The following is a 14,263-nucleotide window of genomic DNA, read 5'->3' as shown; positions in this document are numbered from 1 at the left end:
ATTTAATTATATAGCTTGATTGAATAACCAAGGAGGAGTTGTATGGAGGATCAATGGAGAATTGCAAAGTATGATCCGGCATGGCGTGATTTGTTTCTCGAAACGGGTTCGAAATTAAGAGAAGCGTTAGGAAAAAAGGCCGTGCGGATTGACCATGTTGGGTCCACTTCAATTGTTGGAATAGATGCCAAACCCATCATAGATATACAAATATCTGTTTCTAATTATGAGAATCTGTTGGACTACAAACATGAGATTGAAACAGTCGGATTTGTATTCAGAGCAGAAAATCCAGATAAGACTAAACGTTACTTTCGTGAAGAACCCGGAAACAGAAGGATACATATACACGTTAGACAAGTAGGCAGTTTCTCCGAGCAGATGACCTTGCTGTTCAGAGACTATTTAAGGGAGCATCCAGAAGATTGTTTGAAATATGCAGAAGAAAAGCACAGACTCATGTCATTGTATAAAGATCAGCGTCCCAAATATGTTGAAGGAAAAGGACCAATGGTGTGGAGCATATTACAGAGAGCACATCGTTGGTCTCAAGAAATCGGATGGCAGCCGGCAAAATCTGACGCATGAGCACATCCAATGAATAGAGATAACTGTATTGGAGTGATGAGATGAACATGGGAAGAAAGCTGATGACAACCGTTCTAACCATCATTTGTTTTACTTTGGCTGCAAGTCTCATATCGATGAATGAAACCTACAGTTTTGATTTTTACATTCTTATTTATCCGATATACGCGACTCCATTGATCCTGTTGATCGGGCTACCTTTATCGATATTGTTAGACTATCTGCTCAGCCGAATACAATTCCCTAATCATGTGTTGTATCTAAGTACGAGGATATTAGGCTATGCATGTGCTGGAGTTTTGGGCATGTACATCTATTATCTGGTCATGGGCGCAGGAGAAGCAATCTTGGATTTCAAAGAGACGTTAGTTCTGACCTTATTTGGCGTTCTTGCCGCTATCCTATTTGTACTGATTGATATGGGATTGGAAGTTTTGTTAAAGGTACGAAGAAAAAAGAGTTGAATTAAATTGATTTGTCAGGAGGAAAGCAAAATGACAACGCATTGTGCACTTCTAATCATTGACGTACAGGTAGCGATGTTTGATGAAGCAGATCCCGTATATCAAGGGAAACGATTGCTTCAGAAGATCCAGGTGTTAATTGCCAGGGCCCGTGAAGCAGGGCATTCCATCATATATATCCAACACTGCGAAGGGGCAGGCAGTCCACTGGAACGAGGAACAACGGGGTGGGACATCCATCCGTCCATTGCACCTATAGCTGGTGACTTCGTTATCGAAAAAGAGACACCGGATTCGTTTCACAAAACCGATCTGCATCTGAAATTGCAAGAAGATGGCGTGACGGAGTTGATTCTCGCGGGTATGCAGACTGAGGTATGTGTGGACACGACTTGCCGCAGAGCGTTCAGTCTGGGTTACACGGTCAATCTGGTTCAAGATGCGCACAGCACATGGAATTCAAAGACACTTCAAGCGGAGCAGATTATTGAGCATCACAATACGGTACTGAGACTGTTTGCCAACGTGGTGGATACGGAGAATGCGCTGTAATGCTAGGAAAACGTAGGCGATTCTGGTTTTTCATAGGTGTGGCAATCATGTTTCTGTATCTTCTAATCACGAGTAACCCTGATCCAAATAAGCCGATTTCGAGAAATCAAGTGATTAGCACAGAGATGAGCATAGTCGTGTACACCAGGACAGGTGACGGTGGAGCACACGTTAGCATTGACAATGTTACGTTAAGTAAAGAAGACATTAGCCGTATAGTCGGCTGGCTGAATGCAGCCACGGAAACAGCCAAAATACCAGTAGATGATGTCACAGGAAGCATTAGTGCAGGAATTGCTTTGAGATTAAAACATAACGCTGAAATTAAAATTCAATACAATCGGAAACAGATTATTGTATCCACAAAAAGCAGATTTAATAGAGATTCGAAATATATACTTGATCAAAAGGACTTAAGAGACTTTATGGATCAAAAGTTGGAAGGGACGTATTTTGGTGAAGATACCGTTAGTGTTGAATAAGGGGGAGATGTATTGACGATTAACAAAAGAATAATGAATCTATCAGCCTGGCTTGCTGTATTAGCCATCCTATGTATTCCTGGAACTTTACATACTGAAGATGGACCGCTCCGAACAGAGTATGGTTTCCCGCTCCGATTCTTTACGGATTATCATTATGCTAATTCTGAGGGAACTATCTGGTTTATATCGGGCATCTATTTAAATGTACTTCTATATTTGTTCAATGTTCTGTTTATTTATGCAGGAATTCATGTAATCTTGTATATAAAAAAGAAAATAACTAAATAAATTGAACTGAATATTTACACGAAACGGAGAGGACAGAAAAAAACTGAAGAAGCGAAGTGTTCGCCTAATAGCTTTCTGAAAGAAAGCTGCATCGGAAGCATAGGCTTATCCCCGGAGTTTCCCATTATAAAATGAATCAAAAAACTCTGGGGATAACAGCGATCGGAAGGTTGTTCTGTCATCGGAGTGGTAAGTGTAAACATTCGGAGGATACCTTTGCCCATACAGAATTGATCAAATCTCTATGAAAAACATCGATAAAGGGGAATATACCAATGGAAACATTCTTTCGTTATAACTGGATGGTGCGTGAGCAATGGTATGTGTGGTGTGAAGATGTACCGCTTGAAGAATTGCTTCGGCCTCGCACGGGCGGAGTAGGCAACATATTACAAACATTATTTCATATCATTGATGTAGAGTGGAGCTGGCTTCAGCTGCTTCAGGGCAAACCGGATGATGCAGAAGATTTTGCAAACTACCAGAATCTTGAGGCGGTAAGGCGACTCGATCGCAAGTTACGTCCTGATGTGGAGGCATTGGTTACAGCATGGGATTCAAGTATGGAAAAAAGAGCTTTTATTGATTATCGCTCAGCTGGCAAGACCAGTACATATTCATGGGGAGAAGTTATGCGACATGTGATCGCCCATGAGATTCACCATATGGGACAGCTGTCGGTATGGGCCAGAGAATTGGGCAAACAGCCAGTATCCGCCAATGTCATTGGCAAAGGCCTGATTATACCTGATTAACAGGGAGAGAGCGGCATGACATGAATGAACGGAGGAGAGGTTATGATTCATTGCAGGAGAGCTACGATTCAGGATGGCGAAGTGATGAGCCAATTATCCCATCAACTGGGTTATGTCAGCACAACTGAAGAAATCAAGGAGAGACTAACTCTTCTCTCTTCCTTACCAGACCATTATGTATGTGTAGCTGAGATTGATTCGAGGGTCGTAGGCTGGGGCCATGTACAGGGAAGACATTCCATTGAGAGTCCATCTTTTGCCGAGATTGGTGGACTAGTTGTGGATGGGATTCATCAAGGGATGGGGATTGGTAAGATAATCATGAGCGAATGCGAGGAATGGGCTCGGGTTAACGGCTTTGATAAGATTCGGGTACGTTGTAACGGAAAAAGGGAATCTGCACATCGGTTTTATATAGCTATCGGATATGAAGAGACGAAATGGCAGAAGGTATTTGATAAACGATTATAATCTAATCTTGTGTATCATGGAAGGAGGAGAACGATGACGATTCAACTTAGCCAGGTGAATTGGGTAGAACTGGATGAACGTATTCAGCAGGTGATTAAACAGGAGTATCAGATCATTCCCTTGCCACCTGGACTGGAAGCGAGTGTGATGAGAATCGAAATGGAAGATCAGTCGTACGTATTGAAAGTCTGGGACAAGGATTCCAAACCGGATATCGCCAAACAATATCGATTATTGTCCAAGCTTTATCAAAGTGGAATTCGTGTTTCCAAACCCTACGGTTGGGGATTAGACGAGCAAGAGAATCAAGTGCTGTTAACGAGCTATGATGGAGAGCGGATTACCCAATTAACACAGACCAAACTGACACATTTGGCTGAGCGATTAATGGAGGTCCATCGTTATCCGGTGAATGAAGTGGGTACTGGAGAAGATGAAGAATACATATTCAGGTACGATTTTGTTCAATACTTTTTTCCTCAAATTGAGTTACATGACGATATAAATGATCTTCTGGCAAACTTGATCCAGCAGGTCCAGATCAGACAGGACCGCTTGATTCATGGCGATTATAATCTGGGAAACATTCTTGAGATGGACGACCATTACACCATCATCGATTGGACTAATGGGCAATATGGTGATCCAAGGTACGATATGGCATGGTCTGTGTTTCTGATCACCGTCTATAATGGGGAAAGTTATGGCGAGATGTATCGCGCTCAATTTGCACGTTCTGCAAGTTATACGTACACGCTGGAAGAGGAGCAGGTTTTTGAAGCTGTAGCTTGTCTTCGCTGGATTCTGTTAAAGCGCGTTGGGGATGTCCCCATGGGGACAGATGTAATGGAAAAGGTTCACAGCATGGCTGTCCATAATCCGTATTTGAATGAACATCTGCTGTAATCGTAATACGGGGATACACAATGACGACAGTATACGATTAAGTAATAGAAAGACCACTTTTTTCGAATAAAATAAACAGTCAGTCCTAAACTAGCGATTCTCGCATACCTATGATAGTAGAGGAGCGTGATCGATATGGAGCAGAAAGTGCAAACTTACTTTGAACTGAAACAGCAGCAAAAAGATATTGAGCAGCAGTTGTCTGTACTACGAGATGAGATTGTCGCGTATTGTGCAGAACAAGGGGTCTATGAGACGCAGGTTGGTGGTTACACCGTGAAAACAGTGCTTCAGAACCGGAAGGAATACGATGATCAGAAGCTGTATGCTTCTCTTCCAGACCCGGACATCTGGCGATTGTTGTCCAAGGTAGACAGCCATAAGCTGAAAAGCCTCATCAAGCTGAACATTCTGTCCGAGGAGCAAATTAACCCGGCATGCACAGTGAAACAGGTGACCTTGTTACAGGTGGACAAGCTGTAACGCTTCATATCCTCTTTGTATATGAGTTGAATTTAATTGAACAGCCCGATCACAAAACACCTTCCGAGAAATGTTCTGTTTAGATGAGCAGTCGGACATACGTGGAGGTGTTTTTGTTGTGCAAACAGGGCCGAGGATCATAAATAGTTAAATATGAGGGGGAAGAAGTATAATTTGTTCATTGTAAGCGTATTCAACAAACGATATGATGGATAAAAACTGGCAGGGAGGAATTGTAAATGCCAACTGAAATTCCATCATTACATGCTACGTACGCTAATACGTTCAAAATAGGTGCTGCTGTACATACCAGAATGTTGCAGTCCGAAGCGGATTTCATCGCCAAACACTTCAATAGTATCACGGCTGAAAATCAGATGAAATTCGAAGAAATTCACCCGGAAGAGGATCGTTATTCATTTGAGGCGGCGGATAAAATTGTTGATTTTGCTGTTGCCCAAGGGATTGGGGTTCGCGGACATACTTTGGTCTGGCATAATCAAACATCGAAATGGGTCTTTGAGGATACCTCAGGTGCTCCCGCTTCCAGAGAGCTGTTATTATCTCGCTTGAAGCAACATATTGATACGGTAGTAGGTCGGTATAAGGGGCAAATATATGCGTGGGATGTCGTCAATGAAGCTGTTGAAGATAAGACCGACCTGTTCATGCGGGACACGAAGTGGTTAGAGCTGGTGGGGGAAGATTATTTGATGCAAGCGTTCAGTATGGCTCATGAAGCTGATCCCAATGCGCTTCTTTTCTATAATGACTACAATGAGACGGATCCGGTCAAACGGGAGAAGATCTACAATCTGGTTCGGTCTTTGCTTGACAAGGGAGCGCCTGTACACGGGATTGGGTTGCAGGGGCATTGGAATATTCATGGTCCTTCGATTGAGGAGATCCGAATGGCTATTGAGCGTTATGCTTCACTGGATGTGCAGTTGCATGTTACGGAGCTGGATATGTCCGTGTTTCGTCATGAGGATCGTCGAACGGACCTCACCGCGCCAACTTCGGAGATGGCTGAGCTACAGGAGCGTCGATATGAAGAAATCTTTAATTTGTTCCGTGAGTATAAATCATCCATTACCTCTGTGACGTTCTGGGGAGTAGCGGACAATTATACCTGGTTAGACCATTTCCCGGTACGCGGACGCAAAAACTGGCCCTTTGTTTTTGATCAGCAGTTGCAGCCAAAGGAATCATTTTGGCGTATCATTAATTCTATGTCCTGAACATCAGATAAGTGGAGAGAATCGGTCACGTTGTGGCCGATTTTTTGCTGTACTCAATATAGATTGTACAGTACGGTTATCTCGATCGTGATTGAACACCACGCTTGTATGTGTGTAAGTATATGGCTTTTTATGGAAGTTCATGATAGGGTAAAAGAAAGGCAATCTCGAACAATATTCTTTTCCGAAATGAGTTGAGAAGATGGATCGCACCCGCAATTATCTGTTAATATTTGCAGGAAACTTGGTCGCTGCCTATTGTATCTTTGAAGAAGGTACTTTTGCCAAACCGCTGATGTTTGCTACATTCATGTTGTTGCTGATTATGACTATCGATTACATGAAAAGTAGAAACAAATATACATTGGATTAGGGTATGTCCATGTTTTTAAACGATTCTGGAGCATAGGGTCGTTTTTTTATTGTATATAGAACAGCTTCCATTTACATCATGACCATTGTTCATTACACTTGATGAGTAGTACCTCATTAACTCAGTTTTTGTTAACTCAATTCAGATCATCAGGAGGATATCATTATGCATCAATCCGCACATATTCAGGAAGCAAGAGATTACATATTAAACCGAATCCATACCAAACCTGCCGTAGGCATGATTCTGGGTTCTGGACTGGGAGCGCTCGCGGACGAGATTGAAAATGCGACCGTTATCCCGTATACAGATATTCCGTATTTCGCCCAATCGGAGGCTATCGGTCATGCCAATGAATTGGTTATTGGTGAACTGATGGGCAAAACGGTTGTAGCGATGAAAGGCCGCCTTCATTATTATGAAGGTTTTACATTGGACGAAGTGACTTTCCCCGTTCGGATCATGAAGGCGCTAGGTGTCGAGCAATTGCTTATCACCAATGCCTGCGGAGCCATCAACACCAGCTTTGAGCCGGGTCAACTGATGCTCATTACAGATCATATTAACCTGGTAGGCAATAACCCGTTGATGGGACCTAATAATGCTGAACTGGGTGTTCGTTTCCCAGACGTATCACAGGTATACAATCGTGAACTGCGCAGTATTGCCCTTAAGGTTGCAGAAGAGCAGAATGTTGGCCTGCAGCAAGGAGTCTATGCATGGTGGAGTGGCCCGGCATATGAGACACCAGCGGAGATTCGCATGATTCGTACGATGGGTGCGGATGCAGTGGGGATGTCCACGGTACCTGAAGCCATTGTTGCCATTCATGGCGGTATGAAGGTGCTAGGCATTTCCTGTCTGACCAACATGGCCTGTGGTATTCTGGATCAGCCGTTAAGTCATGATGAAGTTATTGAAGTGGCTGCGCAAGTGAAAACAACCTTTATCGGACTTGTAAAAGGCATCTTGAAAGAGATCTAATCGCGAGATGATTTTTTATCTAGGCCACGATGGATAGGATAGAGTTTTCATCCAGCCAAATCGAAACCACAAAAAAACGTATGTTTCACGAGTTGTTACTCGTGAGACATACGTTTTTTTTATTTTGCAGAACTATGAACCATCTGAGAATGATCGGCCATGATTGCTGGTGTGGACTCCCTGATGATGGGTTTGGTCACAATGTGAGAGACCTGATACGGCTGTGTCGGGCTATTAATCCGGGATAACAGCATCTCCGCAGTCTTAATGCCCATCTCATTGCTATAAATATGAACCGTTGTTAATGCTGGCTCAATAATTCGAGATTGGGGTGCATTATCGAATCCGCATATCGCAATATCCTGTGGCACAGCGACATTTCTGTCTTTTAACGCCCTGATCAGATCAACTGCTATAAAGTCATTAGCGCATACGTAAGCGGAAGGTAGGGAGGCTAGCTCTGCCACTCGCTGGTTCAACCATCCTGGCTTGGAGAAACACAGGCGATCATTATCTACGATGCAATGGGACAGGTCGACCTGCAACCCCGCCTCCAGCATAGCACGCTGATATCCAACCCATCGTTCATTAAAGCTCTTGCAGTGATTGTAATCTCCGACGAATCCAATACTTGTGTAGCCGCTCTCAAATAATTTTGTGGTCAACTGATAGATGCTATGTTCATTCTCCATGAGTAGCAGATCTGCTTTGAATTCGGGATAACATATGTTGGAAGCGCAATCGATAAAGATGGTGGGAATGCCCAGATCGGTAATCAGCTGTGTATATTCCAGATCAAATAATTCAATGCAAATGATGCCGTCCACTTTGGCTATATCAAAATTGTTGGGAAGTGTAAGTGTATCTTGATCGTCTTCACGCACGATATGAATCGAGAGATTGTATCCCTCCGCACTGATTCTTTTCTCCAGACCGCTGATTAACAACGAACCAAAGTGAGATGTATTAGGCAGGTTTTCAGTTAACAGGGCGATATTGCCCGGAGCCTTGGTTAGAACATGCTCATTGTCCATATAGGCAAACTGTTTATATTTAAGTTCAATTGCTTTTTTAATTACACGATTTCGGGTCTCATCCGGGATGTTTCCGCTATCATTTAATGCTTTGGAAGCCGTATTCCTGGAGATCCCCAAAGCATCAGCGATGTCTTGTATCGTGACTTTTTCCTTTGCCATCTAATGCTTCACCTCTAATCCTCAATAGTCATCCATATTCTTCTCTAAGTCAAATGTATAATAGAACGGGACAAATAGCAATCTCTGTTTTACAAATGCACAATTGTATTTACATTTAGATAGGCGAATTCTATGTTCATAATTGTTCCAGAAGTTTTGTTAACTAGTGTAACAATGATAATCTATTACAGTAATGATATAGAAATATCTATGCGGGTATTAACGATTCAGTGCTGTATATATGCAAATTTAATCCTCTTTAGTTACATTAATGCAAAGATGAAATGATCAAATGCACAAATGTTTTTTTACAAAACGTATTGACTAAATCCGTTGAAACCTGATAAATTGTAAATTATCAAATAGGCAATTGTAAATATTGAAAGCCCTTACTGAAAACAATTGTCAACTTCTAGAATGAACGGGGGTATCGTGTTGGATAACATAGCCGACAGCAAAAAGGGCGAAGGAAGGGTACTGAAAGTGAGGACGACAAGCGGTCATAGGTTACAGCAGCTCAAAAAAAATTACTTTTTATATATGTTGCTCGCACCAGCCTTAATTTTGACTCTTATTTTCAAGTACATTCCGATGTACGGAGCCATCATTGCGTTTAAGGATTTCAGTCCGATCAAAGGCATCATGGGCAGTGATTGGGTAGGACTGAAGCATTTCGAGAAATTTATAGCTTCACCCAATTTCGATATCATTTTAATGAATACGCTTAAACTCAGCTTTTTGGGATTGATATTCAGTTTCCCGGTGCCCATTTTACTGGCACTCATGCTGAATCAGGTACGCAAAGCTGGCATCAAGAAAAATATTCAATTGTTTCTGTACGCACCCAATTTCATCTCGGTTGTTGTGGTTGTGGGTATGCTGTTCATCTTCCTCTCACCGACAGGGCCGATTAATCAATTAGCCACATGGATTACAGGTCAGCCAATCATGTTCATGTCTGAACCGGAATATTTCCGCTGGATCTACATTTTGTCCGATATCTGGACCGGAGCGGGCTGGGCTTCCATTATATACGTGGCGGCTTTGGCCAATGTGGATCCGGAGCTTCACAATGCGGCTAATCTGGATGGAGCCAATCTCCTTCAGCGTATTCGCCACATTGACCTTCCAACGATTCGTCCGATTATGGCCATCGTCTTTATCCTTGCAGCTGGCGGGATTATGTCCATTGGATTTGAGAAGGCCTATCTGATGCAGACGTCCATGAACCTGCCTTCCTCCGAGATTATTGCCACGTATGTCTACAAGGTGGGACTACAGTCTGGAGATTACGCTTATTCTGCGGCAGTTGGATTGTTCAACTCGGTTATCAATGTGATTTTGCTGGTGACGGTGAACCTGATTGTGAAGAAATTGAATGAAGGCGAAGGCCTCTATTAGGAAAGGAGTATTATCCATGGTTGTTAAACACACGGGAATGGATCGGTTGATCCTCACACTCAATGCCATCTTTCTCACCTGTGCTGTACTGGTTGTGGTTGTTCCCCTGATTTATATTGTTATCGCCTCATTCATGGACCCCACGGTGTTACTGAATCGTGGACTGTCCTTTAATGTATCGGACTGGAGTCTGGACGGATATCAGATGATTTTGTCCAATCCAGCCATGATCCGGGGGTTTGCAAATGCGGTATTGTACTCGGTTTCCTTTGCATTGATCACCGTGACTGTATCCATATTTGCAGGTTATGCATTGTCGGATGATAGGCTCGCGGGACGTGGATTTTTCATGATTATCTTTATCATTACCATGTTCTTCGGCGGGGGATTAATCCCTACTTATCTACTCATACGTAATCTCGGCATGCTGGATACGGTGTGGGCGATCATCATCCCTGGAGCCGTTAACGTCTGGAACATCATTCTCTCCAGAACCTTTTTCAAAGGAGTCCCTCGAGAACTGAAAGAAGCTGCAAACGTGGATGGCGCCTCTGAGATGAAGATTTTCTTCCAGATCGTCATTCCGTTGTCGAAACCGATCATTTTTGTACTCGCACTTTATGCGTTCGTTGGGCAATGGAATTCCTATTTTGATGCAATGATCTATCTCGATAATCCGAACCTGCATCCGTTACAGCTCGTTCTGCGTTCCATTTTGATTCAGAATCAGGCTGCACCGGGCATGATCAGTGATCAGCTCGCGATGGCAGAACTGAAACGGCTCTCCGAGATGATTAAATACTCAGCGATTGTCATTTCGAGTCTGCCACTCATCATCATGTATCCGTTCTTCCAGAAGTATTTCGAAAAAGGTGTCATGGTCGGTTCCCTCAAATAGTGAACAGCCTGCGATACAGTAAGTTGATCCAATCCAACTCATGGAGGTCATTATTATGAAAAAAGTAAACAAATCCAGAAAAGCCGTTACAACGGCATCCATTTCCATGTTATCTGCAATGCTCTTTTTAACCGCCTGTGGCGGAGGTGGAGGCGGCGCGGCAAGTGAGGCGCAATCCCCTGATGGTAAGGTGACATTGAATTTTATAACACAGAGCTCTCCGCTGGCTCCCGCTGATCCAAACGACAAGCTGATTAACAAGCGACTCGAAGAGAAAACCAATGTGCATATCAACTGGAAGAACTATACGAGTGATGTGTTTGCAGAAAAAAGAAATCTGGCGGTTGCCAGCGGTGATTTGCCGGATGCCATTTTTGATGCAGGTTACGGGGACTATGATCTCCTGAAACTGGCGAAGGACGGGGCGATCATTCCACTTGAGGACATGATTGAACAACACATGCCCAATCTGAAAAAGGTGCTGGAGGAAGCTCCCGAATACAAGAGCATGATCACGGCCCCAGACGGACATATCTATTCATTCCCATGGATTGAAGAACTCGGAAGTGGAAAACAACGGATTCAGGCAGTGGATAACTTGCCCTGGATTAATGTGGAGTGGCTGAACAAGCTTGGACTGAAGATGCCAACGACAACCGAAGAGCTGAAAGAAGTATTGATCGCGTTCAAAACTCAAGATCCAAACGGCAACGGTAAGGCCGACGAAATTCCGTTATCTTTCATTAACAAACCGGGCGGAGAAGATCTGACATTTCTCTTTGCGGCATTTGGACTCGGAGAGAACTGGGATCATACCGTGGTAACCAATGATGGGAAAGTGGTCTTCACGGCAGCTGATGAAGGATACAAGGAAGCGGTTAAATACATTCATGAGCTGGTTAAAGAAGGGCTGATCGATGTCGAATCGTACCAGCAGGATTGGAACACGTATCTTGCGAAAGGCAAGGATAATAAGTACGGCATGTACTTCACATGGGATAAGGCTAACATTACAGGCATGAATGATACGTATGATGTTCTGCCTCCGGTTGCCGGGCCTAACGGAGAGGTTAATGTCACAAGAACAAACGGAATAGGACTTGATCGTGGTCGCATGGTCATTACCAGTAGCAATAAAAACCTGGAATCCACAGCGAAGTGGGTAGACCAACTGTACGATCCGCTCCAATCTGTGCAGAACAACTGGGGTACCTATGGAGACGAGAGCCAGCAAAATATTTTTGAATTCGATGAAGCCAAAGGCATGCTGAAGCATCTTCCGCTGGAAGGCTCTGCACCAGTTGAACTCAGACAAAAAACCAGTATCGCAGGACCATTGGCCATACTCGACAGTTATTATGACAAATACACAACCAAACCGGAAGATGCGGCTTGGCGGATGGAACTTCTCGACAAGGTTATGGTTCCGCATATGAAAGCGGAGAACGTATATCCAAGTGTGTTCTTCTCCATCGATGAACTGGATCGATTGTCCACGATTGAGACCGATCTCTTCGCCTACGTGTTACGTCTGCGTACAGAGTGGTATCAGAACGGGAAAATAGATCAGGAATGGGATGCTTACTTGAAAGAGCTGGATCGCCTTGGATTGCAAGAATGGCTACAGATTAAACAAGCGGGATATGACCGTAATAACAAATAAAGAAAAGTACGGAGGAGAAACCATAATGTCGACAATTCTTAAACAAGATTACAGAAATGAATACCATTTTTCACCGAAAGAGAAGTGGATGAACGACCCAAACGGCATGGTGTTTTTCAATGGGGAGTATCACTTGTTCTATCAGCATCACCCACATGGAACCACATGGGGGCCCATGCATTGGGGCCATGCAGTGAGCAGGGACCTGATCTCCTGGGAGGAACTTCCGATAGCTTTACTCCCCGATGAGAATGGCACTATATTCTCGGGAAGTGCCGTAGTGGATTGGAATAGTACGAGCGGATTTTTTGAGGGTGAGCCAGGGTTGGTTGCTATTTTCACCCATCATCTTGAAGTTGAAAACCGTGATGCCATACAAACCCAGAGTCTGGCGTATAGCAAAGACAACGGCAGAACCTGGACTAAGTACGAGGGTAATCCGGTATTAAAGCATGAGTCCTTTATTGATTTCCGTGATCCCAAAGTGTTCTGGCATGAGCAGACCAAGGAGTGGGTTATGATTATCGCTTGTGGTCAAACGGTATGTCTGTATCGTTCTCCCAATCTGAAGGATTGGACGCTAGGAAGTGAATTTGGCGCCGGGATTGGTTCTCACGATGGCGTGTGGGAATGCCCCGACCTGTTCCCGCTTGCAGTGGATGGAGATTCAGGGCAGGAGAAATGGGTGATGCTTGTTAGCATCGGTGCAGATCCTGCTTTTATTGAAGGCTCCAGAACACAATATTTTACCGGAGATTTTGATGGAACTACATTTGTCCCAGACGAGGCATCCCAGACGATTCGCTGGATTGATTATGGTCGGGATAACTACGCAGGAGTTAGTTGGTCTGACGTTCCTGAGGAAGATGGAAGACGCCTCATTATCGGCTGGATGAGCAACTGGATGTATGCCAACCAGACGCCAACCAATGATTACCGTGGAGCAATGACCATTGCCCGGGAGTTGACACTGGAGACAAGAGCGGGAGAAGTTATATTGATTCAACGTCCTGCACGTGAACTTGAGCAAGCCCGTACTCCAGTAATTTCCCTACAGGATGCTTCGATTCAGCAAGTGAGTGAGCAGTTGAACGCTTTGCAACTCGTGAACTATGAGATCCATGCAGAGTGGACTCAGGATCAGTCGTTCCATTTTGCACTAAGAAGCGGCGCAGATCACGAAACGGTCGTTGGTGTAGACTCGATCCGAAGTGAAGTGTACGTTGATCGTAGTCGATCGGGCATCGGCAATTTTCATGAACTTTTCCTGAGTCGTCATACAGCTGAGTTAAAAGAAGTGAACGGAAATCAAAGTTTGCGTATCTTTGTAGATCATTCATCTGTGGAGGTATTTGCAAATGATGGTCAGGCGGTTATTACGGATCTGATCTATCCGGATACGGATTGCCAAGGCATCTCTGCTCATGCCGAAAATACAGATCTGGTCTTCTCTTCACTTCATATCTATGAGATATCATCAACCAAGGCTAAAGGTTAATTGTAATGAAGGAAAGG

16 protein-coding genes are annotated in these 14,263 nt (G+C 43.8%); 15 read left to right on the top strand and 1 reads right to left on the bottom strand.

Going from position 1 to position 14,263, the window contains the following annotated elements; translation table 11 throughout:
• The first annotated feature begins 42 nt into the window (after nt 1–42).
• The 11 genes from C161_RS28125 to C161_RS28075 all read left to right on the top strand — a co-directional run bounded on the left by C161_RS28125 (nt 43) and on the right by C161_RS28075 (nt 7,590).
• Nucleotides 43–588, top strand: coding sequence for a GrpB family protein (locus C161_RS28125; RefSeq protein WP_036674436.1), 546 nt, complete (start codon nt 43–45; stop codon nt 586–588).
• A gap of 41 nt (nt 589–629) precedes the next feature.
• Entirely contained in the window at nt 630–1,052 is a 423-nt protein-coding gene (locus tag C161_RS28120; protein ID WP_036674434.1) for a hypothetical protein, read from the top strand.
• A 30-nt stretch (nt 1,053–1,082) separates the two neighbouring features.
• Nucleotides 1,083–1,604: a cysteine hydrolase family protein gene (locus C161_RS28115; RefSeq protein WP_036674432.1), complete on the top strand. Its 522-nt coding sequence runs from the start codon at nt 1,083–1,085 to the stop codon at nt 1,602–1,604.
• 47 nt (nt 1,605–1,651) lie between these two features.
• The gene (locus C161_RS28110; protein WP_156946181.1) at nt 1,652–2,086 is read left to right on the top strand and encodes a hypothetical protein; all 435 of its coding nucleotides are present in this window, start codon (nt 1,652–1,654) and stop codon (nt 2,084–2,086) included.
• Between the two features lie 566 nt (nt 2,087–2,652).
• Nucleotides 2,653–3,132 (top strand): DinB family protein, encoded by a 480-nt coding sequence (locus tag C161_RS28100; RefSeq protein WP_036617157.1) that lies wholly within the window; start codon nt 2,653–2,655, stop codon nt 3,130–3,132.
• Nucleotides 3,133–3,174: 42 nt separating this feature from the next.
• Nucleotides 3,175–3,603, top strand: a complete 429-nt coding sequence (locus C161_RS28095) for a GNAT family N-acetyltransferase (RefSeq protein WP_051450003.1) — start codon at nt 3,175–3,177, stop codon at nt 3,601–3,603.
• Nucleotides 3,604–3,636: 33 nt separating this feature from the next.
• Nucleotides 3,637–4,509 (top strand): aminoglycoside phosphotransferase family protein, encoded by an 873-nt coding sequence (locus C161_RS28090; protein WP_036674425.1) that lies wholly within the window; start codon nt 3,637–3,639, stop codon nt 4,507–4,509.
• A gap of 135 nt (nt 4,510–4,644) precedes the next feature.
• Complete coding sequence (locus tag C161_RS28085) at nt 4,645–4,992, top strand: hypothetical protein (protein ID WP_081746078.1); 348 nt, start codon at nt 4,645–4,647, stop codon at nt 4,990–4,992.
• 239 nt (nt 4,993–5,231) lie between these two features.
• A complete protein-coding gene (locus C161_RS28080) occupies nt 5,232–6,233 on the top strand; it encodes an endo-1,4-beta-xylanase (RefSeq protein WP_036674423.1) in 1,002 nt (333 codons plus the stop codon).
• Nucleotides 6,234–6,435: 202 nt separating this feature from the next.
• Nucleotides 6,436–6,606 carry a hypothetical protein gene (locus tag C161_RS32535; RefSeq protein WP_156946180.1) on the top strand — a complete coding sequence of 57 codons (171 nt, stop codon included), beginning with the start codon at nt 6,436–6,438 and terminating at the stop codon, nt 6,604–6,606.
• 165 nt (nt 6,607–6,771) lie between these two features.
• Complete coding sequence (locus C161_RS28075; protein WP_036617166.1) at nt 6,772–7,590, top strand: purine-nucleoside phosphorylase; 819 nt, start codon at nt 6,772–6,774, stop codon at nt 7,588–7,590.
• A gap of 119 nt (nt 7,591–7,709) precedes the next feature.
• Here the strand turns inward: C161_RS28075 and C161_RS28070 are convergent, their stop codons facing one another.
• On the bottom strand, nt 7,710–8,786 hold the full coding sequence (locus C161_RS28070) for a LacI family DNA-binding transcriptional regulator (RefSeq protein WP_036674421.1): 1,077 nt from the start codon (nt 8,784–8,786) through the stop codon (nt 7,710–7,712).
• 540 nt (nt 8,787–9,326) lie between these two features.
• Between C161_RS28070 and C161_RS28065 the strand changes: the two genes are divergently transcribed.
• From C161_RS28065 to C161_RS28050, 4 genes are read left to right on the top strand one after another with little or no spacing between them, the layout of a single operon-like run.
• Nucleotides 9,327–10,187, top strand: a complete 861-nt coding sequence (locus C161_RS28065) for an ABC transporter permease (protein WP_223200008.1) — start codon at nt 9,327–9,329, stop codon at nt 10,185–10,187.
• 16 nt (nt 10,188–10,203) lie between these two features.
• Nucleotides 10,204–11,085: a carbohydrate ABC transporter permease gene (locus tag C161_RS28060; protein ID WP_036617174.1), complete on the top strand. Its 882-nt coding sequence runs from the start codon at nt 10,204–10,206 to the stop codon at nt 11,083–11,085.
• A gap of 55 nt (nt 11,086–11,140) precedes the next feature.
• Nucleotides 11,141–12,748: an ABC transporter substrate-binding protein gene (locus tag C161_RS28055; protein ID WP_101314522.1), complete on the top strand. Its 1,608-nt coding sequence runs from the start codon at nt 11,141–11,143 to the stop codon at nt 12,746–12,748.
• 25 nt (nt 12,749–12,773) lie between these two features.
• The gene (locus tag C161_RS28050; RefSeq protein WP_036674416.1) at nt 12,774–14,246 is read left to right on the top strand and encodes a glycoside hydrolase family 32 protein; all 1,473 of its coding nucleotides are present in this window, start codon (nt 12,774–12,776) and stop codon (nt 14,244–14,246) included.
• The last annotated feature ends 17 nt before the right edge of the window (nt 14,247–14,263 follow it).

This window comes from Paenibacillus sp. FSL R5-192, assembly GCF_000517845.1.
In the GTDB taxonomy this organism is placed as follows: domain Bacteria; phylum Bacillota; class Bacilli; order Paenibacillales; family Paenibacillaceae; genus Paenibacillus; species Paenibacillus amylolyticus.
The sequence above is the reverse complement of the archived record's forward strand: the minus strand, read 5'-3'. Positions and strand labels throughout refer to the sequence as shown.

What these genes read in the sequence shown, in the direction of transcription:
- C161_RS28125 (WP_036674436.1), top strand. Translation starts at nt 43, where the DNA reads ATGGAGGATCAATGGAGAATTGCAAAGTATGATCCGGCATGGCGTGAT.
- C161_RS28120 (WP_036674434.1), top strand. Translation starts at nt 630, where the DNA reads ATGAACATGGGAAGAAAGCTGATGACAACCGTTCTAACCATCATTTGT.
- C161_RS28115 (WP_036674432.1), top strand. Translation starts at nt 1,083, where the DNA reads ATGACAACGCATTGTGCACTTCTAATCATTGACGTACAGGTAGCGATG.
- C161_RS28110 (WP_156946181.1), top strand. Translation starts at nt 1,652, where the DNA reads ATGTTTCTGTATCTTCTAATCACGAGTAACCCTGATCCAAATAAGCCG.
- C161_RS28100 (WP_036617157.1), top strand. Translation starts at nt 2,653, where the DNA reads ATGGAAACATTCTTTCGTTATAACTGGATGGTGCGTGAGCAATGGTAT.
- C161_RS28095 (WP_051450003.1), top strand. Translation starts at nt 3,175, where the DNA reads ATGATTCATTGCAGGAGAGCTACGATTCAGGATGGCGAAGTGATGAGC.
- C161_RS28090 (WP_036674425.1), top strand. Translation starts at nt 3,637, where the DNA reads ATGACGATTCAACTTAGCCAGGTGAATTGGGTAGAACTGGATGAACGT.
- C161_RS28085 (WP_081746078.1), top strand. Translation starts at nt 4,645, where the DNA reads ATGGAGCAGAAAGTGCAAACTTACTTTGAACTGAAACAGCAGCAAAAA.
- C161_RS28080 (WP_036674423.1), top strand. Translation starts at nt 5,232, where the DNA reads ATGCCAACTGAAATTCCATCATTACATGCTACGTACGCTAATACGTTC.
- C161_RS32535 (WP_156946180.1), top strand. Translation starts at nt 6,436, where the DNA reads ATGGATCGCACCCGCAATTATCTGTTAATATTTGCAGGAAACTTGGTC.
- C161_RS28075 (WP_036617166.1), top strand. Translation starts at nt 6,772, where the DNA reads ATGCATCAATCCGCACATATTCAGGAAGCAAGAGATTACATATTAAAC.
- C161_RS28070 (WP_036674421.1), bottom strand. Translation starts at nt 8,786, where the DNA reads ATGGCAAAGGAAAAAGTCACGATACAAGACATCGCTGATGCTTTGGGG.
- C161_RS28065 (WP_223200008.1), top strand. Translation starts at nt 9,327, where the DNA reads ATGTTGCTCGCACCAGCCTTAATTTTGACTCTTATTTTCAAGTACATT.
- C161_RS28060 (WP_036617174.1), top strand. Translation starts at nt 10,204, where the DNA reads ATGGTTGTTAAACACACGGGAATGGATCGGTTGATCCTCACACTCAAT.
- C161_RS28055 (WP_101314522.1), top strand. Translation starts at nt 11,141, where the DNA reads ATGAAAAAAGTAAACAAATCCAGAAAAGCCGTTACAACGGCATCCATT.
- C161_RS28050 (WP_036674416.1), top strand. Translation starts at nt 12,774, where the DNA reads ATGTCGACAATTCTTAAACAAGATTACAGAAATGAATACCATTTTTCA.